Origin of the sequence: Sorangium sp. So ce176, from assembly GCF_051519835.1 — a bacterium.
Lineage (GTDB): Bacteria > Myxococcota_A > Polyangia > Polyangiales > Polyangiaceae > Sorangium > Sorangium cellulosum_G.
Genome location: NZ_CP150371.1, coordinates 10270050 through 10291395, shown reverse-complemented (window position 1 = coordinate 10291395; position 21346 = coordinate 10270050). Strand labels below are relative to the sequence as shown.

The 21346-nt window shown below is 70.5% G+C and carries 9 protein-coding genes; 5 read left to right on the top strand and 4 right to left on the bottom strand.

Going from position 1 to position 21346, the window contains the following annotated elements; all coding sequences use genetic code 11:
* Positions 1-546 precede the first annotated feature (546 nt).
* The 4 genes from WMF42_RS38835 to WMF42_RS38820 all read left to right on the top strand — a co-directional run bounded on the left by WMF42_RS38835 (position 547) and on the right by WMF42_RS38820 (position 12400).
* On the top strand, positions 547-9759 hold the full coding sequence (locus tag WMF42_RS38835) for a SpvB/TcaC N-terminal domain-containing protein (RefSeq protein WP_437688227.1): 9213 nt from the start codon (positions 547-549) through the stop codon (positions 9757-9759).
* Positions 9759-10151, top strand: coding sequence for a DUF4279 domain-containing protein (locus tag WMF42_RS38830; protein ID WP_081427113.1), 393 nt, complete (start codon positions 9759-9761; stop codon positions 10149-10151). Before WMF42_RS38835 ends, WMF42_RS38830 begins: the two co-directional genes overlap by 1 nt.
* 223 nt (positions 10152-10374) lie before the next feature.
* Complete coding sequence (locus WMF42_RS38825; RefSeq protein ID WP_437688226.1) at positions 10375-11856, top strand: RHS repeat domain-containing protein; 1482 nt, start codon at positions 10375-10377, stop codon at positions 11854-11856.
* Between the two features lie 103 nt (positions 11857-11959).
* Complete coding sequence (locus tag WMF42_RS38820) at positions 11960-12400, top strand: DUF4279 domain-containing protein (protein WP_081426567.1); 441 nt, start codon at positions 11960-11962, stop codon at positions 12398-12400.
* A gap of 343 nt (positions 12401-12743) precedes the next feature.
* Here the strand turns inward: WMF42_RS38820 and WMF42_RS38815 are convergent, their stop codons facing one another.
* Complete coding sequence (locus WMF42_RS38815; RefSeq protein WP_437694407.1) at positions 12744-13904, bottom strand: UDP-N-acetylmuramate dehydrogenase; 1161 nt, start codon at positions 13902-13904, stop codon at positions 12744-12746.
* Entirely contained in the window at positions 13901-17926 is a 4026-nt protein-coding gene (locus tag WMF42_RS38810; RefSeq protein ID WP_437688225.1) for a hypothetical protein, read from the bottom strand. Before WMF42_RS38810 ends, WMF42_RS38815 begins: the two co-directional genes overlap by 4 nt.
* 742 nt (positions 17927-18668) lie before the next feature.
* Between WMF42_RS38810 and WMF42_RS38805 the strand changes: the two genes are divergently transcribed.
* Complete coding sequence (locus WMF42_RS38805) at positions 18669-19313, top strand: hypothetical protein (RefSeq protein WP_437688224.1); 645 nt, start codon at positions 18669-18671, stop codon at positions 19311-19313.
* A 399-nt stretch (positions 19314-19712) separates the two neighbouring features.
* On the opposite strand, the gene WMF42_RS38800 is transcribed toward WMF42_RS38805, so the two are convergent.
* A complete protein-coding gene (locus tag WMF42_RS38800; protein ID WP_437688223.1) occupies positions 19713-20507 on the bottom strand; it encodes a tetratricopeptide repeat protein in 795 nt (264 codons plus the stop codon).
* 176 nt (positions 20508-20683) lie between these two features.
* Positions 20684-21241 carry a dihydrofolate reductase family protein gene (locus tag WMF42_RS38795; RefSeq protein WP_437688222.1) on the bottom strand — a complete coding sequence of 186 codons (558 nt, stop codon included), beginning with the start codon at positions 21239-21241 and terminating at the stop codon, positions 20684-20686.
* Positions 21242-21346 lie beyond the last annotated feature (105 nt).

The following is a 21346-nucleotide window of genomic DNA, read 5'->3' as shown; positions in this document are numbered from 1 at the left end:
GACGCCGCTCCGCAAGGCTCGCTTCGGCACGGGGAGCGGGCGCGAGACGCGCGCGACGGAGACGGGCGTCAGGGGCGAAGCGGCATCCGTGCGGGCTCGACGCGTGGAGCGGATGGGCGAGAGAGGACCGGAAAGGGCGCAGAGGAGGAGAGGGCTCCTGGCGCGGGCGGGAGGATCGGGCGCGGGCGCGAGAGGATCGGGCCGTGAGGGAGACGTTATGCTTCCGGGCCGAGCTCGGGGGCGACGACGGACTTGGTGGCCGTGGCCTTCCGGCGGGAGCGTCGTTGGGGGGACAGGTCCCCTCCTGGGTCAGCGTAACCGGGGGATGGTCGGTCATGAGGAGCCGCTGTCAACAGCGCTCGACGGGGCCAGACGTCTGAATGCTGCTGCGACGATGTTCTTGCGCAGCTTCCGATAGCAGGCGTCCGGCGATCGGAGAGGACGGCAGCGCGACTTCGTTGCTTTCGTTCGTCGCGTATTGACACGGTGCGTTCTGCCGTGGATATGTGGGCGCCAACAACAGACATTGCGTCGGGAGTATCTCGAATGCGACACGCGGGCTGGTTCTGTCGTCTCGTGGTGTGTTTTGCTGTGGTGCTCTTGCTCGGGCGGGGGCACGAGGGCCTCGCGCTGGCCGGGCCTCCGGAGCCGCGGCTCTTGCCGCTGTCGCCTCCGGGCGGCGGCGTGGCGCTCTCCACGGTTCCTTTGCGGCTGCCGAGCGACGGGGCAGGGGGCCTGTTGCTGGGGCCTCGGTTCGACGCGCCGCTGGTCGAGGATGTGGGGGCGCCCCATGGAGAGATGGTGCTCCCCCATCAGGCCGGGGTGGTGGCGTTCGAGGGGGCCGTGCTGGAGATCCCCGAGGGCGCGGTGGACGAGCCGGTGCGGATCACGATCCGGCCGCTCGACCCAGGCGACGTGCAGCCGATGGGGCGCGCGATGGTCAATGTCACGCCCGGAGGCAAAGCCTACCGCTTCGGGCCGCACGGCCTCAGGTTCAAGAAGCCCGTGCGGCTGACGCTGCCGTATGACGAGCACGCCATTCCGCCGGGGATGACGGCGCAGCACATCACCGGCTTCTATTTCGACGAGGCGCTCGGCACGTGGCAGCGCGTCGAGCGGGCCGGCGAGGCCGAGAAGGGCAAGCTGGCGAGCCTGACCGACCACTTCACCGATTTCATCAACGCGACGCTGGCGATGCCGGACGCGCCGGGGGCGCGCTCGTTCGATCCGAGCAGCATCAAGGGGCTCGCGCTCGGCAGCCCGCTCGCCGGCGTGACGATGATCGCGCCGCCGGAGGCGAGCTCGAGCGGCTCGGCGCACCTGAGCCACCCGATCGAGGTCCCGCCGGGCCGCAACGGCATCCAGCCATCGCTCGCCGTCCGCTACGACAGCGAGCATCGCAACGGCTGGCTCGGCGTGGGCTGGGATCTGCAGCTGTCGCGGGTGGAGATCGACACGCGCTTCGGCGTGCCGACGTACGCGACGGGTGAGGAGCGGTACGCGCTCGACGGCAGCGAGCTCGTGCGGATGGGCGACGCGTCGAGCGAGCCGTATGTCTACCGGCAGCGGGTGGAGGGGCGCTTCGCGCGGATCCTGCGCCACGGGACCGGGCCGGACAGCTATTCCTGGGAGGTCACGGACAAGAACGGGACGACCTATGTCTACGGGCGCAGCGCGACAGCGCGGCTCGCCGATCCGGACCCGGGCCGCCCGAGCAACGTGTTCCGCTGGTACCTGGAAGAGGTCCGCGATCCGTTCGGCAACCAGATGTTCATCCAGTACGCGCGCTGGTCGGACACCGCGGGCCCGGCGCCGCGCATCGAGGTGCACCCCGAGCGAATCGAGTACACGGCCAACACGTCGCAGGGCGTGGACGCGGCGTACGCCGTGGACTTCATCTCGGAGGGCGGGCGCCCGGACGTGATGCTGAGCGGCAGGCCGGGCTTTCTGGAGCAGACAAGCCAGCGGCTCGCGCGCGTGGACGTGCGGTTCGGCGATACCATCATCCGCAGCATTGCGCTCGAGTACGCGCAGGGCGACTTCGGCAAGAGCGTGCTCCAGGCGATCGCGGTGCTCGGCAAGGGGAGCTGCAACGCCAACGGCACGCTCACGAGCGAGGAGCTCTATCGGCACACGTTCGAGTACTTCTCCGCGCCGCGCACCGCGTCCGGGCAGCCCGGGGCGTTCGCGGCGGACGCCGTGACGTGGGGGCAGGCGTGGTCTCAACGTGGCCTGTCGCGCACGGAGGACTCGACCTTCGGCGGCAGCGTGTCCGTGGGGCTGCTCGGCATCGTCAGCGTGGGCGGCGGCGGTTACAGCGGCAACCAGACGACGCGTGCCAGCCTGCTCGACCTGAACGGCGACGGGCTGCCCGACTTCGCCGGCGACGGCGGGGACACGCTGCGCAACCTGCTGCGCCTTCCCGACGGGAATCACCTCGATCCGTTCCACCTCAGCGGGCTCACCAGCGACGATCTCGGGTTCACGGACACCTCGGGATGGAGCGTTCACGCCGGCATCAACGTGGGCGATGCGCTGAGCGCGTCGGCGGCGTACACGCGCAGCCGGGCGGAGGACGAGCGGGTCGTCTCGGACCTCAACGGCGACGGGTTCCCTGACCTCGTGTCGGTCGGGGCGCTCGGGCAGCTGCAGGTCGCGATCAACGATCGACGCGGCGGGTTCCAGGGCGTGATGGACTGGGGGACCGTCGACGACAGCGCGCCTTCGGGCAACCCGGACTTCGCCCTGGCGTCGCGCGCGGACTTCCATCCGGCCGACCCGATGCTCCGGTGGACCGCGCCGTTCGAGGGGGATGTGCGCATCGAGGGCGTGCTCCAGAAGCAGGAGGCGGGAGGCGACGGGGTGCGGGTTGAGCTGGTTCGCAATGGGACCCTGCCGCCGCTGTTCAGCCACGTGTTCGGTTCGGACGAGCTCGGGCCGTGCGCGGTGGGCGCGGGCGATTGCGGCGGTGCGGCGCTCTCGGTGCACGTGCTCGCGGGCGATCGCCTCTACTTCCGCGTGAGCGCGGCGCCCGAGATCGACCCGGAGCGGGCGGTGAACACGGCGTCCGACGTGCTGTCGTGGAGCCCGTCGATCACGTACCAGGTCGGCGAGGAGATGCTCGGGCACGTCGGGCCGGACGGCCGGCCCATCCATCGATTCGCGTACGCCGAAGATCACCGGCTCGGAGGGCAGCCCGAGGTGCCGTGGGTGGCGTCGTCGGATGGCCTCGTGAGCATCACGGGCGATCTGGTGAAGGCGTCGACGAGCGATGCGCTGCGGGTGTCGATCGCGCGGGAGAGCGAGGGCACGTTCCGCAGCGTGATGGATGAGGAGGTGGTGAGCGCTGACGCAGGGGTGCTGGCGTTCGCGGGCCGGATCCACGGCGACGCGAGCGGCCTTGTCGAGGTGAAGGAGGGCGATCGGCTGTGGTTCCGGGTCAGGTCGGATGTGCCCGACGACCCGGCGCGCGTGGCGTGGACGCCGACGGTCGACTACCGGACCTACTGCCGCGCCGATCGACGGACGGGTGAGCGACGCTGCGGGCCGGTGACGTGCGCGGTGCAGCCGAACGGGCGCGCCGGCTGCAAGCTGGACAGCGACAGGGCCGAGGACGCGGCGCTGCCGGTGGCGCTCATCCAGCAGCAGCCGTACGTGGCCATGCCGGTGCGGCGGTGGAGGCCGGCGCGCCGGGCGCCCTGGATCGCGCCGGAGACGGGGACCGCGCGGCTCGAGGGGACCCTGGTGGTGCCGGGGACCAGCACGCTTGCCCAGCCGCTGACGCTGCTGGTCCAGGGCGTGCACCGGCTGCTGTACAAGCAGTCGTATTCGGCGCCGAGCAGCGCTGGAACCGCGTATCCCGTATCCGTCGACCTGGAGGTCCAGGCCGGCGAGCCGATCTATGTGACGCTCTTCTCGGAGCAGGCGCCCGGGGGCTTCGCGGTCCTGAACAGCGCCAGCATCGATGGGGAGCCGGTCCCGGTCGCCCAGCTCGTGCCCGACCCTGCATCCCAGGCGCTTGTCGATGGGGCGCCGCAGGACCCGACCGCCGGCGGGTTCCACGGCTGGTCGGTCGGCTTCATGAACGGAGACCGCGCGTTCTCCGAGGCGGACATCCTGTTCCCGACGCGCGATCCCGAGCGCAACTTCACGCTCGCGGTGCCGCTCTCGCCGGAGGAGGGCGCGCCGGTCTGGGGCGCGGCGGCGTCGGAGGCGTTCGTGGGCGGCGATCGGGTGCTGCCGTCGGTGGTGGGACGGCTTTCGGGGCAGCGCCAGCGGGGCAGCGTGCGTTATGCGGAGACGTGGAACGCGGAGCTGACCGTGGGCGCGGGCCCCGTGGGCGGGGGCTATAGCTTCGGCAGCACGACGACGGATCTGGAGCTGATCGATCTGAACGGCGACCGCTACCCGGACAGCGTCACGCGCCAGGGCGCGGCGCTCAACACGGGCGCGGGGTTCGGTGCGAGCGCGTCGTTCTCGCTGCCGGACGCGCTGCGGCGGGTGGAGCACCGCACGGTGCGGCTCAGCGGCGACCTGGCGTCGCTCACGTTCAGCGGGGGAGACGAGGAGGAGCAGACGCTCAACAAGACCGACAGCCGGGGGCGTTCGCAAGGATACCTGCGCACGAGCTTCAGCGCCGGGACCAGCTACGGGCTATCGGCGGCGCACGTGGAGCTCATCGACATCAACGGCGATGGGCTTGTCGACCAGGTGGCGCAGAACCCCGAGAGCGGGCAGATGACGGTGGCGCTGAACCTCGGCTACCGGTTCACGGCGCCGGTGCCGTGGCAGCGAGACGGGTTCAACAAGGCCAGCTTCAACGCGGGTGCGCTGAACGATGCGCTCGGCGAGGTGCTGGGCTTCTTCACGGACGCGGCGGGCGTGGAGGCGGTGCGGCTGGAGGACACGGGCGCGCAGAGCGTCGGGTTCGGGGCGAACGCAGGCGGCTCCTCCAGCGGCGGCGTGAGCGCGAGCGTGGGCGCGGGGATCGGGTACACGCGCACGACGGCGCGCACGATCGTGGACTTCGCGGACGTGAACGGCGACGGGCTGCCCGACAAGGTGATGAAGGATCCGGCGGAGGCGTCCTTCCGGGTGCAGCTCAACCTCGGCGACCGGTTCGCGGCAGAGGAGGAGTGGCCGGCCGGTGACTGGGGGGTGGACATCGACCCGCCGGAATACGCGTTCATGGGGAGCGGCGATGCGGTGGGCTTCCGGCGCTCGGAGAGCCTCGACGGCAGCGTGTCGCTCCAGGTCTGTTACTTCGTCTGCATTGGCGGCTCGGTCTACTACTCCGAGGGAACCGGCGCGTCACACCTCGGGTTCGAGGACATCGACGGCGACGGGCTGGCCGATCACGTGCTGAAGCGGGACGGCGACAGCGCGGTGCGGGCGCGGAGGAACACGATCGGCAAGGCGAACCTCCTGTGGCGGGTGCACCGCCCGCTGGGCGGGAGCGTGGAGATCGACTACCGGCGCGAGGGCAACCTGGTGGTGCCGAGAGAGGTGCCGGCGGGCGGGCCGGTGGACGAGAATGGCCTGCCGATGGACGACGCGCGGACGGAGGCGGACGATCGCACGGCGGCGGTGGACATGCCGTCGAGCCAGTGGGTGCTGAGCGATGTGGTCGTGCGCGACGGCGTGGAGGGCGTGAGCGGCGCGCACGGGGCGCACACGTACCGGACGCGCATCGAGACGTTCGGGGACGGGGTGTACCACCGGGATGAGCGCGTGGACCTCGGGTACCGGCATGTCACGACGACGACGCTCGACGAGGATGGCGTCTCCGCGATGGCGATCGAGGAGGTCGGCTATCGGAACGAGGACGTTTACCGGCGAGGCTTCCTGGCGCGCTCGGCGCTGCGCGACGGGGACGGGATGCTCTACACGGTCGAGGAGGTCGACCATCTGCCGCCGGACCTGGCGCACATCGAGGCGAACGGGTGGTTCTTCCCGCGGGAGACGGAGCGAAGGAGCGCGTTCTACGAGGGCACCGCGGACGACCCGGAGGCGACCCACAAGAGCACGCGAGAGACACGGCTTCATGACGAGGACGGCAATCTCACCGACGTGTTTTTCTACGGCGAGGCGGGGACAACGGCCGACGACGTGCACCACCACGTCGAGTACGAGAAGGACGACGCTCCCTATCACGTGAAGCCGAAGCTCGTGCGGACGACGGACACGGAAGGACGCGTGCTGCGCGAGCGCACGGCGACGTACTGGCCCGGCACGGGCGCGCTCGAGACGCTCACGAATGTCATCACCGGGGGCAAGCGTCCGGATGGGTCGCTGTACGCCGGCGACGAGGCGACATGGCATTTCGACTACGATGACCTGGGCAACCTGGAGACCTTCACCGACCCGAACAGCTACACGCTGACCTACGGCTACGATGAGCTGACGCGCAGCTACCGCACGTGCGTGGTCGACAGCTTCGGGTACCGCTCGAACAGCGTGCCCAACGTACTGTACGGCACGGTGGCGCAGGAGACCGATGTCAACGGGCACACGATCGTGCATCGGTACGACGACTTCGGCCGGCTGATCGGCGTCTGGGGGCCGAACGACCTCACCGAGGCACAGGCGCTTCCGGTCGACTGCACGCCGAGCAAGATCTGGAGCGAGGACGAGCTCGACGGAGAAGGCGAGCCGGCTGTCGGGTTCGAGTACGCGCTCCAGCCGGATCAGTCGACCGCGATGCCGGCGTGGGCGAGGACGAGCCACAAGGACATGGAGCACCCGGGCGACCCGATCGTGACGGTGACGTTCGCGGATGGCCTCGGGCGGGTGATCCAGACGAAGAAGGACCTGGAGCGCGACACGGGCACGGGCACCGAGGTCGGGATGACCGTCAGCGGCGCGGTGGTGTTCGACGCGCTCGGTCGGGTGGTGGAGCAGGGGCAGCCGGTGTTCAGCGCGGAGCCGGACACGACGTTCACGGCCGCGGAGCTCTTGCGGAGCACGCGCTTCGAGCACGACGTGCTGTCGCGGACGCGGCTTGTCGAGGTGCCGGACCCCAAGGCCACGCTGACGGGCGGGTACGCGCAGACGCGGGTCGAGCGCGATGTGGTGCAGTTCGACGGGCGGCTCCTGTTCCAGGAGACGGTGATCGACGCGAACGGCAAGTCACGCAACACCTACCGGGACGTGGGCGGGCGGATCGCGGCGGTCGAGGAGTGGAACACGATCGACGAGGTCGAGCGGCAGATCGTGACGCGGTACGCGCACAACCCGCTGGGCGAGCTGGTGCGGGTGACGGACGCGCGGAGCAACGCGACGGAGGCGAGATACGACACGGTCGGCCGCATGGTGGAGCTGGTGAGCCCGGACGCTGGGCGCACGGAGTGGCGCTACGACCTGGCCGGCAACCTTCGCGCGAAGCAGACGGCGGAGCTGGCGCTACGCGGGCAGCTCATCCGGTACGAGTACGACTTCAACCGGCTGCGAAAGATCGATTACCCGGTGACGCAGGACGTGGCGTACACGTACGGCAGCCCCGAGGAGGCCGGCGACGCGCAGGGCAACCGCGCGGGGCGGCTGAAGCAGGAGACGAGCATGGCGGGGACACGGAGCTACCGCTACGACCGCTTCGGCAACGTGGCCGAGCTGGAGGCGGAGTTCCCGCGGCTGCGCGAGCCGCACCGGGGGCCGTACCAGGCGAGTCTGAAGTACGTGTTCGACGCGCTGGGTCGGATGCAGGAGCTGCACTTCCCGGGCTCCGGCGAGGAGGTCGTGCGCTACGGGTACGACCGCGGCGGGTTGCTGGTGTCGGTGGCCGGAGAGAACCAGCAGGTCAATCCGCAGCACCCGGACGAGCCGAGGACGACGGAGTACCTGAGGCACATTGGGTACGACGAGCACGGTCGGCGAGTGCGGGTGGTGGCGGGCAACGGGATCGAGACGAAGTACCGGTACGACCCGTCGACGCGGCGGCTGTCGGACGTGGACGCGGATCATCAGTCGGCGCAGATGCGGCGGATGGGGCGCGGGCCGCGGGCGTTCCAGCGGCTGCGGTACGACTACGACCTCGTGGGCAACGTGCTCGCGCTCCGCAACGAGGCGCAGTTCGACGAGTCGCTGGGCGGGGCGGTGATGGTCGCGACGACCGAGCAGCGGTTCGCGTACGACGACCTGAATCAGCTCATCGGGGCGTCGGGCACCTACCAGGAGCGGGGGAACGAGCGGCAGGGGTACGCGCTGGAGATCGCGTACGACGTGCTCGGGAACGTGAAGACGAAGGGGCAGGAGGTGGCCCGGTATGTGCCGACGTGGGGCGTCCCGGGGGAGTGGCAGAAGCAGGACGTGATCCGGGAGAGGACGTACCGCAACGAGTACCGCTACACCGGGTCGCGGCCGCACGCGGCGAATCAGGTGGACGAGTTCGTGCATGCCGAGGCGCAGCCTCGGCTGCGGGAGCTGTTCCACGACGCGAACGGCAACCACAAGGAGTGGAAGTACCGGGGGAACCTGCAGCGCACCCTGGGCTGGGACGAAGACAACCGGCTTGTGTCGGTGAGAGAGAATAACCAGGAGATGTCGCGGGCGCTGTACGATGGCGCAGGGGAGCGACGGGTACACCGGCACGGGGTGGCCGGCGAGGAGGAGACGGCGTACGTCGACCAGCACCTCGTGGTGCGCAACGGGGTGATCGCGACGAAGCACATCTTCGCGGGCGAGACGCGGGTCGCGAGCAAGATCGACGCGGACTGGTTCCAGAGACCGCCGGTGATGTACTACCGCCCCGACCACCTCGGGAGCACGCAGTACGTCACCGACCAGGACCAGGAGCTGAGCCAGCACGTCGAGTACCTGCCGAGCGGGGAATTGTGGACCGACGAGTCAGACTCGCGGTTCCAGAACCGGCAGCCGTACCTGTTCACCGGCAAGGAGCTCGACCTGTCGACGGGGCTCTATTACTACGGGGCGCGGAGCTATGAGCCGCGGCTCGGGGTGTGGTTGAGCCCGGATCCGGTGCTGGCAGAGTACATGGTCGGCAGGATCAACGGCGGGGTGTACCGGCCGATCAACCTGGGGCTGTACACGTATGCGTGGAACAACCCGGTTGTCCTCAGAGACCCCACGGGAAGATGGCCAACGGCCGAGGAGATCGAGGCAGGCCTTGCGCGCGCAGAAGATACCGTCCTCGGATTCTCGTACGGGTTTGTGCTTGGCGCGACGCCTGTTGTTGGCAACCTGCTCGGCTTTTTGCCGCCTCCAAAGGACACGGAGTCGTTTCAAGTCGGCATGGGAGCCGGACAGATGACCGGTGGCGTGGTGCAGATGGCTGTCGGCGGGGCGATCGCGGGCGGTTCAGCGGCGGGCGGCGTGGCGGCTACCGCCGGTTCGGGCGGTGCAGCGGCTCCTGCAGCAGTTCCGGTTGCTGTCGCGGGCGTCGAGGTAGGGGCGGTGCTCGTCGCGAGCGGCCGCGCCGCTGTGATGCAGGGCGCCACGACCATGCAGATGGCGGCGACCGATGGAGATAGCAACGGTGGCACGACAACCGCGAAGGCCGCAGGGGGGGGAGGTAAGGACGCGCCTAATGCCGCTGCCCAGGATAAGATGCTATCAAAGGGAGAGATAAAAGCGCTGAAGGACGCGGGCATCGACGTTCACGATCTCAAGCCGGAGCGGGCCGGCCGCTACGACCTGTACAAAGATTCCAAGGGCAATGTCCTAGTGAAACCGAAGGGTGGTTCGGGTCCGGGGGATCCGACCGGAATAAACATCGAAGACATTATGCGCGGGGGAGGTGAGTGATGTCGGTTCGTAATCATGTCCGCCTTAAGATCATTACCCGGTCGGTAACGCCAGAGGAGATTACCGCACGTTTGGGCTTGAATCCCGATCGCGTTCGGCGCGCGGGGCAGCCACGACCGCATACGACCATCATCGAGAACACGAATTGCTGGGAGCTTCACTCGGGACTTCCCGAACATTGCGAGCTGTCTGAGCATATTAGCGCGGTTCTTCGGAAGGTTGAGCGCTGCGCCAAGCAAATCGCTGAGATGGCTGAAGAGAACGAAGTGCTACTGTCCTGCATAGTGCACGCGCCGACCGAGCCTGCACTGGGGTTGAGCAAGAAAATAATTCGCGATCTTGCCGATATCTGCGCTGAGGTGGACTTCGACCTCTATGTCGGAGAGGAATAGCGCCTGCTCGATATTGGCGTGCCTGTGTCGATCGAGGTTGAAGACGTCTACCTGAGGAATCCTCTCGAATTTTTCGGGGAGTTCATATGAAGACGGGAAGGCGGGAAGCAAAATCTCTGGAAAATCTTCTCGCCTTCCCGCCTCCGTGTTTAATTTGTCGCTAAAATCAGCCACAGAATGAGGGAATTTAGGGGTCCGATAGCTCTGGCAGAGGAATGTGTCGATGATGGATGTCGATCGTTCGTGGGACCTCTGCGATGCAGGAGCTGCACTTCCGCGGCACCGGCGAGGAGATCGTCTCATCGGGGCATCGGGCACCTACCAGGAGCGGGGGAACGAGCGGCAGGGGTACGCGCTGGAGATCGCGTACGACGTGCTCGGGAACGTGAAGACGAAGGGGCAGGAGGTGGCCCGGTACGTGCCGATGTGGGGCGCCCCGGGCGAGTGGCAGAAGCAGGACGTGATCCGGGAGAGGACGTACCGCAACGAGTACCGCTACACCGGGTCGCGGCCGCACGCGGCGAATCAGGTGGACGAGTTCGTGCATGCCGAGGCGCAGCCTCGGCTGCGGGAGCTGTTCCACGACGCGAACGGCAATCACAAGGAGTGGAAGTACCGGGGGAACCTGCAGCGCACCCTGGGCTGGGACGAAGACAACCGGCTTGTGTCGGTGAGAGAGAATAACCAGGAGATGTCGCGGGCGCTGTACGATGGCGCAGGGGAGCGACGGGTACACCGGCACGGGGTGGCCGGCGAGGAGGAGACGGCGTACGTCGATCAGCACCTCGTGGTGCGCAACGGGGTGGTCGCGACGAAGCACATCTTCGCGGGCGAGACGCGGGTCGCGAGCAAGATCGACGCGGACTGGTTCCAGAGACCGCCGGTGATGTACTACCACCCCGACGACCTCGGGAGCACGCAGTACGTCACCGACCAGGACCAGGAGCTGAGCCAGGACGTCGAGTACCTGCCAAGCGGGGAATTGTGGACCGACGAGTCAGACTCGCGGTTCCAGAACCGGCAGCCGTACCTGTTCACCGGCAAGGAGCTCGACCTGTCGACGGGGCTCTATTACTACGGGGCGCGGAGCTACGAGCCGCAGCTCGGCGTGTGGCTCAGCCCGGATCCGATCCTCGACCAGTACATGCGGGGTGCGCCGAACGGGGGGGTGTACGAGCCGATCCACCTGGGGGTGTACACGTACACGCGGAACAACCCGCTGATGTTCGTCGACCCGACGGGGCTGGCCGAGAAATGCGTCGACGGTGTCTGCCAAGCGTTTGTGGCGCCCGAGGAGGTCAGCACTCAAACCAAGGAGCAACGTGCGAGTGGATGTATCTCTGAATCATGCATGAGTCCGGTTGCCCGTGTCCAGCACTGGCAAGAGATCGACCGGGCGCGGAACGCGGCTGAAGACAAGCCGCTAGAAGCTCCGCTGATTGACCCTATCGATGCGATAGGCGTCGCCGGTACGGCCGTTACCCTAGTCAGAGTCGGAGCGAAACTCGCTCTCGGTAAGCTGGCGTCGAAGGTGATCTCGAACGGGGGCGCTACCATCTTCGGAGAGGGGACCCTCAGCGCCGCTGCTTCAAAAGTACTCCAGACTGGCGGGAACAAGTTCAACTCGAGTACGGCGAGAGGGCTGAATGAGGCGCTGGGTATGGACTGTCTCGGCGCGAATGGGGGCGGGCGTTGGAAGGGCTGAAGCGGTTTAACAAAATTCCGAATGACCACCATGGGCGAATTCTGAGTACTGGCGACTATGTGGATGATGTTGGAAACTATCTCGGAAATCTCCTCGAGTACCTATGAGTGCTGATGTGAAATACGACGTTGAAGAGGGCTGCGACGACGGTGCGCCGGATATTGTGCATGTGGAGCTTGGTCTGTCGGGGGACAGGGTTGTTCCAGCGGAGGTCACGGCGGCTGTTGGGGTGCTTCCCTCTCGCGCTTGGAGCAAAGGTGAATGTTATGAATCGAAGGCAGGCGGAACTCGTAAGCGTCCTTTGGGGATATGGGTGGTCACCTGTGATGGGTCCGATGTTCAACAGTGTGCCCTCGAACTTCTCGCGGTAGCGGAGCCTCGTGCAGCAGCGATCCGAGGGATGGCTGACGCAGCGGGAGCGACGATTTCCGTGGGCATCTGGTGGGAGCCGGCTGGTGGTCAGGGTGGATTCACGCTCTCGTCAGACGTGATGCGGCGGATCTCGGAGCTCTGCGATAGGGTGGACGTCTATTCCCCCGGTTAGTACCCTGCTCGACGTGAATTGGGGCGCAGCTGCACAATGTCAGGCAGCTGCGCCCGAGCACGCGAGTGCGAGCGCGGCGGCCTCTTGGTGTCGGCGGTCGGGGAGAACCAGCAGGTCAATCCGCAGCACCCGGACGAGCCGAGGACGACGGAGTACCTGAGGCTCATCGGGTACGACGAGCACGGGCAACGGGTGCGGGTGGTGGCGGGCAGCGGGGTCGAGACGATGTACCGGTACGGCCCGTCGACGCGGCGGCTGTCGGACGTCGACGGCCAGCACGGCAACCACACGAGGCGCCGATGCGGCCGGCGATGCGCAGGCGCTCCTCGCCGCGCTCTGCGGATCAGCCGCCCTGGTCAGCCCCGTGGGCGTCGCCGACGAGATCCGCGATCTCCCCCGGCGCAAACCCGACCAGATCGGGCTCGACCGAGAGCGCCACGCCGAACCGATCGAGCACGCCCCGCCGCACGCGCCGCGCCAGGTCGAGCAGCTCCGCCGCGGTGGCGCCGCCGCGGTTCACCAGCGCGAGCGTGTGGCGCGTCGAGATGCCCGCGGCGCCGTGGCGCGTCCCCTTCGCGAAGCCCGCGCGCTCGATCAGCCAGGCCGCGGACAGCTTCACCCGGCCGCCGCCCGCCGGGTACTTCGGGATCGCCTCGCCCGGCGCGAGCACGCCCGCCGCCTCGATGCGCGCGACAGCGCCCGCGGCATCGCCGGCCGCGAGCGTCGGGTTCATGAAGAACGACCCCGCGCTCCGGCCGTTCTCGTCCCCCGGGTCGAGCACCATCGACTTGCCGCGGCGGAGCGCGATCACCGCGCCGCGCACCTCGCCGAGCGGCGGCGCCGCCCCGCCCGGCGCCGCGGCGAGCGCCCGCTGGAGCTCGGGGTAGCGCACCGCCGCCGCGCCGCCGGGGCGCAGCGCGAAGGTGACCGCCGTGATGACGTACCGCCCGCGCCAGGCCCGCTTGAACAGGCTGTCGCGGTACCCGAAGCCGCAGTCGGCGCCGGCGATGACGGCCACGGCCCCCGTCGCGCGGTCGACCGCCCGCACCTCGGCGATCGTCTCCGCGACCTCCTGGCCGTAGGCGCCCACGTTCTGGATCGGCGTCGCGCCGACGTCGCCAGGGATGCCCGACAGGCACTCGACCCCCGCCCACCCCTCGGCGACCGCGCGCGCGACGAGGTCGTCCCAGCCCTCGCCCGCCCCGGCGCGCACGAGCACGCGCCCGGCCGGATCGAGCCCCTCGCCGCCGACGACCTCGCCGCCGACGACCTCGACGCCGCGGACCCGCACGCGCAGCACCAGCGCGTCGACGCCGCGGTCCGAGACAACGAGGTTCGAGCCGCCGCCCAGCACGAACAGCGGCACGCCGCGCGCCTCGGCGAAGCGGAACGCCTCGACCACCGCGGCCTCGCCCGCGGCCTCGGCGTAGAAGCGCGCCGGCCCGCCCACGCCGAGCGTCGTGAGCGAGGCCAGCGGGACCGACTCGCGGACCTCGAGGCTCAGGGCTTCTTCTCCGGCTTCTGCGGGCTCGCCGCGCCGCCGCGGCCCGCCCCGGGCTTCTGCGCGTTGCTCGCCGCCCCCGCCGGCCGCGCCACCCGGATGCCCGCCATGAAGCCGCTGTCCACCGCCTGCACCCGCTCCACGAACGCCCTGTACTCGTCGGTGGCCACGGTCCCGGTCGGCAGGCTCAGCGCGAAGTCCTCCTCGATCACCGCGCCGTAGCTGCCCTTGCGCGACGCCGTGAGGTCCGCGTGCTCGACGCGCACGCCCTCGGGCACCCGCGCGACAGCGTAACCCGCCGGCAGCTCGATCCGGCGGCGCACGTGGTACTGGAGCGCTGTCTCGATCGCGAGCGCGCTCTTGCGCGCCCCGCGCGAGGCGTACGTGGCGCCGAGCGTGCCCGTGAACGCGCGCGGGAACACGAGGTGCACCGGCTCCAGCCCCGGCAGCGTCCACGCGGCGGCGTCCTTGCCCTCCGGCCGCGCGAAGCCGTGGATCGTCACCGCGGCGCGGAGCGCGACCTCCCACGAGCCCTCCGTCGACGAGACAGTGACGTCCTCCACGTCGGCCCACGGCAGCCAGCCGAGCACCACGCCGCGGAGCATCTCGCGCCGCGCCGTGCCGACCACGGTCTCGAACGCCTCGGACAGCGCCTGCGCCGCCCGTCCGTGCAGCAAAATCGTGAATGTTCCCGCGGCGTTACCCTGCTCGTCGACAGCGAGCCGCAGGTCGACCTCGTCGCCTGTCTCGCCGCTCGTCCCGGCCACGGTGACGAGCTCGCCGCCGGGCAGCATGGCGGCGCGGCCGCGCAGCTCGGGGCTGATGCGCCCGGGCGGCAGCGGCGGGCCCTCGACGTCGGCGTCGATCCACACGTCGCCGCCCGGCAGGCGCGCGATGACGAGCGGGTGCTGGAAGCGCCCCGCGTGCGGCGGGAAGTCCGCCGACGAGCTGAACGGCTCGGTCTCGGCGATCGCGAGGTCGGCGCGCACGCCGAGCTCGCGCAGCGCGCGGTAGATGACCCACGACCGGCTGCCCTGGCCGAGCTCGATCATCGCGCGCGCCGTCGTCCGCTGCGGGCCGCCGCCGAGCAGCGCCGCCATGTCCGAGAGCTCGGCGCCGCCCGCGACCTTCACCGCCTTGCCCGCGGCCGCGACGACGCGCTCGAGCAGCGCGGGCGACGGCGTCCGCTCCGGGCCCGCGGCCTCGCGCGCCCAGCGGGTCATCGAGGGGTCGCGGTCGGAGAGCGCGCGGAGGTTCTCGTCGATCGCCGCGGCCACGTGACCCCATGTCTGCGTGCCCAGGCTGACGCCGACGCCCATCTCCACCCGGGGCACGCCGTCCTCCATGCGCCGCGGCGGCTGGTCCTTGAGGCGCCAGACGCTGACCGTGGAGGCGCCCTCGACCCGCTGCTCCGCGGCGCCGAGCAGCGGGTGCGACCAGACAGCGAGCCGGAGCGACGACGGGCGGCGCACCTCGATCTCGGCCTCGCGCACGCTCGTGCGCTCGGGGAGCAGGTCCCATGTGTCGATGACGAGCTGGCCGCTGTCGCCCGGCAGCGCGTAGCCCTCGGTGACCTGCTCGACGTAGTCGCCCTGCTCGAGCTGCGAGAGGTCGCTGTGCTCCTGCGCGGCGTTCGCGGCCGCGTCGGGCGCGAGGATGCGGCCGTCGCGCTTGTGGATGCGGCGGCGCAGGAGGCGCGCCGCGCCGCGGCCCTCGATGAGCGGGCCGTACGCGACCGCGCCCTGGGCCACGTCCGTGGTGCCCGAGACGCGGCGGAGGTCGTACGTCACGTAGTGGACGAGCCCGTCGGGCGCGATCGTGAACCGCTCGACGTGGCGGAGCACCGCTGTCGCGGCGCCGGGCAGGAACGCCTTGGCCTGGTCCTCCAGGACGAGCTTGCGCCCCTCGGCCTCGAGCGCCGGCGCCGGGTCCGGGGTGAGGCCGAGCGCGCGGGTGATGGGGCCGATCCCGGCGGGGGTGTCGCGCGCGGTGGTGCGGTCGCGGGCGAGGCGGCCGCGCACCGCGCGCACGTTGCCGCGGCCGGCGGCGAGGCCGAGCGCCTCCAGCATCATCCGGTCGCCCGGCGGCATCGCGTCGTACACGGCGAGCGCGCCGCGCAGGTCGCCGCGGGCGACGCGCTCGCGCAGCTCCACCTCGCGCAGGGCGTCCGGCGCGCGGCGGAGCCGGCGCAGCCGGGTGATCTCGGCGAGGACCGCGGCGCGGTCGCTCGCGTCGAGGCGCGCGCCGAGGCACGCGGTGCTCGAGCGGTCGAGCCCGCCCTCGCAGGCGGCCTTCACCGCGTCGACGCCGACGCGGCCGTGGATGCGGTCGTCGACGGCGGCGAGCAGCGCCGAGCCCGGCGCCGCCACGGCGAGCCTCGCGTAGGCGGCCTCGGCGACGTCGGTGACGCCGGCGCGGCGGGCGGTCGCCGCGAGCTCGGCGAGGACCATGCGGTCGGCGTCCGGGACCCCGGGCGCCTTCACGGCGCCGCCCGGCCCCGGCGGCGCGACCTTCACCCCGAGCTCGCGGAGCGCGTCCATGGTGCCCTCGCCCTGGCCGCCGCGGCGCTCCGCGAGCTCTGCCTGGTAGAGGCGCGCCTCCCACGACGCGGGCCACGCGGCGAGCACGCGCTCGAGGGCGGCGCGGATGCGCTCGACGACCTCGGCCTCGGGCAGGTCGCCCACGCGGCGGATGGCCCTCGCGTAGAGCAGGTCGTGCCGCGGCCGGCGCGGCGCGGGGGCCGCGGCGGGGGCCGCGGCCGCGGCCTGCCCGCGCGCCGCGCCGTCGCCGGAGGGGCCGTCGCCGGCCGGGTCGAGGAGGTGCTCCGCCGCGCGCGCGTCGCCCAGCGCGAGCAGCGCCGCGGCCGCGACCTCGACGGACGCCGGGCTGCCGCCCGGGCCGGGCGTGAGGCTGACCGCGGACGGCCGCGCCGCCGTCGCTGTCGCGGCGGCGCCGGGGCGCGGCGCGCGGGCGCGGAGCGGCAGGCCGTTCTCGCCCCACGCGCTGAGCTCGATGGAGCTGCCGTCGCCCTTCTGCGCGACGCGCACGACGACGCGCAGCGTGCCCGGCTGGGCCTCCACGGTCGCGAGGCGCGTGACCTGCCCGCCGCCCGCCGCGTAGTCGCGCTCGAGGGCGGGCACGCCGCCCACCTCGAGCACGGCGGCGGACCCCGAGGCGAGCGCGAGGCTCACGCGCTGGGCGACCGGGTTGTGGAGGTCGACAACGACGGCGCGCGTGCCCTGGAGGGCGCTCACCGCGTCGACGTCGATCGCGCACGCGTCGGCGCGGACAACGAGGGGCGAAACGCTCGGCGCGAACGGCGCGATCCCGGGATAGGACCGCGCGAGCGGGGCGCCCGGCGCGGAGCTCACGGGCGACGGCCGCGCGAGGCTCTGGAGCGGCGCCGCGTCGAGCGGGCCGACGAGGGCGGCCTCGCCCGCGCAGCCGCGGCGCGCGCTCCACGTCGCGGCCGCGGCCTCGTCGCCGACGAAGAGGGCGATGCGGTGGAGCGCGCTCGCGAGCGTGCCGCGCACGAACGGCATCTCCGGGGCGCCGCGGCCGCTGACGTCCGCGAACGCCCAGGCGCGCTGGAGGCGGCGGGCGACCTCGGGGAGCGCCTCGCGCGAGCGGAACGCGATCGCCGAGGCGCCCGGGTCGGGGCCGCCCGCTGTGCCGGCGCCGAAGACGAGCGCGTCGGTGGACGCGATCACGGTCGCGAGCGCGCCCGCGTCGCTCGGCGCGTCGACGGCGCGCTCGAGGGCGTCGAGGTACGGCGCCGCCGCGGCGGAGCTCGCGATCTCGGCCTCCAGGGCGGCGGCGAACGCGGCGGGGAGCGGCGCCTCGACGGCGAGCGGCGACGCCGCGCCCCGGGGGGCGCACCCCGCGGACGCCGCGCCGGCGAGCGCCACGGCGAGCGCCAGGGCGGCGCGGCGGCCGGCGGCGACGCCGCGCGCGCCGCGGCGGGGGCTGCGAGGGCCAGCCGCGCGCTGGCCGGCGTTCGTGGTGCTGCGGGGCTCGGTGGTCACGATCGGCGTCTCCCGGCGCCGCGCGCGGCGTCGCCTGTCCGCCGTTCCTTACGGGCCTGGGATTGCCGACGCAAACGCGAACTTCGGCGGCCGAGGGCGGGCTGCCTGACCGCGGGCCAGTCCCCGCGGTCGCGACGGTGGACGAGCAGCCCGCTCCCAGGCGCAAGCGGGGCGGCTATCGGGCGGTCGACCGCCTGATCACTCGTGTTTCTCGGATGCGGGGGCGATTCCTTGAAATCGAGTTCGTGGTGTCATCCGGCGAGTACAAGTGCGAGTTCAACTCGTACCGGACGTTCGACACATCATCAAGAAAGTGGGTGAACGTCATTGTCGACGACCTGGGCGGTCACGCCGTGTCTTGGTCCACGGATATTCGACGCACCGAGCGCGGCTCTCAAGAAGTTTGCGGCGCCCAGGAAGCACTACCTCGTTCGTGCCCGGCGCCCCGATCTCTTCGTCAAGGAACGCAGGGTTGCCGGCATCATCGACGTCGAGCGGGCGCGCTGGGGAGCTGTATTGCCGCCGCAGGCCGCGAGGAGCGTCAGCGAGGCAGCAAGCAAGGTGAAGGAGCCAGCGCGCAGAGCCATGCGCGATCAATGCACAATCTGGCTCGAAGTGTGCCGATGACGGCCGAGTCCTGACAGGGTTGTCATATCTCCGGACGGCGAGGGCACGAGTCGTCGGTCACTGTGTGTGGCCAGGCTATTGCAACTGGCAGCCAGGCGCAACGAAAGGAACCTCCATGCTCCACCGCAAGAACCTCTGGGCTTTCGCGTTCGCCATCTCGTTCTCCGGCCTCCCGCTCGGCTGTGACGGCGGCTCCTCGGGAGGGGACGGCGGCGCCGGCGGCGAGGTCTCCGGGCCCGCGCTCGGCGCTGACGGCGGCGCCGGGGGAGGGGACGGCGGCGCCGGCGGCGAGGACACTGGAAGTGCGCAGGAGCATGTCAATCTCTTCGAGTGCGGCCTGCCATACACCTGCCAGGAGATCTACTCCCACATCGACTCAGAGCCGCTTTCTGCGATGCTCTGCGGCGCCAAGCTGATCGTCTCGGGCGAGGTCGGCGTGCTGGGCACCCTCGACGATCCGGGCGGGGGATGCGGCCAGACCCAGCGGATTTACGTCCTGCTCGGCGACGGCACCGCCCTCTTTCAGGAACGCGGGCGCACCTCCGACGACCCCTTCGTCAGCTTCTGCACTGACGACATCCCTTGGCAAGCGCCCGCGGCGCAGAAGATCTGCCCGGTCGTCATGAAGGAAGGGCTGGAGGAGGCGTGCGCCGTCGACGACATGGGCGCTTGCCGGTTCCCCTACGATGCCTACGTCTCGTGGGAATGCCAGGAGGTCGAGGATCGCACCTGCGCCGATATCGAGTCGCTGTTGCAGTAGCGGGCGCTCGCCCGCAGGCGGTGGAGTGAACGCGGCGGCTGCGATGCATCGATCTACCGTCGTTCTTCCAGGAGGGCCGGGCTGCACAGCAGAACGCGCTGTCAGCCCGGGGCAGGTCCCGCGGTTCGTCTTGGAGACGCTTTCGTGGACGCCATCATCGTGGGGATGGCGCTCACGCCACCCCGGACTTCTCGTCCAACTTGCTCTTCAACCGCTCGAACCTCGCCGCGCTGGGCTGGACGCGCCGGACGTCTACCCCTGACGGGCTCGGGCTCCGGCAGGTCCCCGAGCGCGTGGTCGAGGGCAATCTCGGGGAAGGACCGCGCGAGGGCTCTCCCGTTCCGGGAGCAGGGGCCGAGGGTGCTGGAGAAGGTGCGCGCTATCCACGTGCCGTCGGACTCACGTCTCGAGGGCTCCCGCCGCTCCGAGCCGGGCACGATCGAGCCAGGCGAGCAGCTCCTTTGCCCTCCTGTTGTCGCCAAATCTCCCGAGAAACCAGGTGTACGCGCGCTCGAGGACCGGAGCCGCGTCGGGGTGACGTCCCATCGCGATGAGGCAGCGGCCTTTGCCAAACAGCAGCGTGAACTCGGCCAGCTCGTCTCCTCTGCCTCTCATCATGCAGGACGCGCGCTCGTACGTCGCGAGGGCCTCCTCCCACCGCCCGGCATCCAGCAGCATATCAGCGAGCCCGCCCAGCGCGTGAGCGAGCAGGACGCCATCTCCGTGGGCTCGCTCCGTGAACCGAACGACATTCATCATGTGGGTGCACGCCAGCGCGGCTTCTCCACACGAGCTCAGGCTCAGCGCCAGCACATTCTGGATCCGCGCCGCGGGACGCGACTCCTCGCCGTGATGCTCGACGGCGAGCCGTAACGCGCGCTCGAGCGCGGCTCTCTCGCGATGCGGCAGCGTGGTCCACGGGTACTGCTGGCTCACAGCCCTGGCGTACTGGTAAAGGGGGTTGATCAGCTCCGGCGCGCGGTCGCCCAATCGCGATTCGATGTCGTGGATGAGCCCGGAGAGCAGCTCCTCGGCCTCGGCGTACGCTCCACGCTTCAAGAGGTCCCTGGCGCGACCAACGGCCTCGGCGAGATGAGGATCGCCCATGTTGTGTAGCTCCGTGCCGGCGCTCTGGACGGCAATGCAGGGCCCGGAGAAGGTGGTGACCAGGACGCCGGACGTCTCCGCTCGCACGCCAGGCCGCCACATGCTTCTTCCACGTAGCTGCATCCGCCGTCCCCTGCACCCTGCACCGCTCAGCCGGTCATGCTCGAGATGGGGCTCGTGCAGCGGGTACGCCGTGTTGCGCGGCGAGAAGGCTCCCGACGACGCGCTGGCCCGCGAGCTGGGCGCGATGGGGCTGCTCTGAGTCAGCGCGCGCGCCGGTAGTGCATGGCGACCGCGCCGCAGCGGAGCGGCTTCGCCGAGACCAGCTCGAGCCGTCGCGTGCTGGGCAGCCCGCTCTGGTACAGGGTCGGGCCGTGGCCGGCGATCATGGGGTGGACGAGGAGCTTGTACTCGTCGATCAGATCCAGCCGGTCCAGCTCGGTCGCGAGCTTGCCGCTACCGAGGAGCACGCCGGCCGGGGTCGCGTCCTTGAGCTTCTGCACGCCCGTGCGCAGGTCGCCGGCGATGTGGTGGCTGTTGGTCCACGGGAAGTCCCTTCGCGTCGACGACACCACGTACTTCGGCTTGGCCTCCAGCTTGACCGCCCACTCGCGCATCGCCGGCGGCGCCTCCTCGTCGCCGCGGGCGACCGCCGGCCAGTAGCTCTCCATCATCTCGTAGGTGACGCGGCCCCACAGCATCGCCCCGCCCTCGTCCATGAGGCGGGTGAAGAGGGCGTGTGTCTCGTCGTCGACGATTCCCTCCTGGTGGTCGACGCAGCCGTCCAGGGTGACGTTGATGCTGAAGGTCAAGAGTCCCATGCGGCAAGTCTAACACTCCTGGCGATGGAACGGCAGGCCGTCGCAGAGCTTGTCGCCGAGGATGTGCGCCAGGAGCGAAGGTGTCGCGAGCGCGCGGCGGCGAGC

Coding starts and splice junctions, on each gene's coding strand:
- WMF42_RS38835 (WP_437688227.1), top strand. CDS start 547: ATGCGACACGCGGGCTGGTTCTGTCGTCTCGTGGTGTGTTTTGCTGTG.
- WMF42_RS38830 (WP_081427113.1), top strand. CDS start 9,759: ATGTCGGTTCGTAATCATGTCCGCCTTAAGATCATTACCCGGTCGGTA.
- WMF42_RS38825 (WP_437688226.1), top strand. CDS start 10,375: ATGATGGATGTCGATCGTTCGTGGGACCTCTGCGATGCAGGAGCTGCA.
- WMF42_RS38820 (WP_081426567.1), top strand. CDS start 11,960: ATGAGTGCTGATGTGAAATACGACGTTGAAGAGGGCTGCGACGACGGT.
- WMF42_RS38805 (WP_437688224.1), top strand. CDS start 18,669: ATGCTCCACCGCAAGAACCTCTGGGCTTTCGCGTTCGCCATCTCGTTC.
- WMF42_RS38795 (WP_437688222.1), bottom strand. CDS start 21,241: ATGGGACTCTTGACCTTCAGCATCAACGTCACCCTGGACGGCTGCGTC.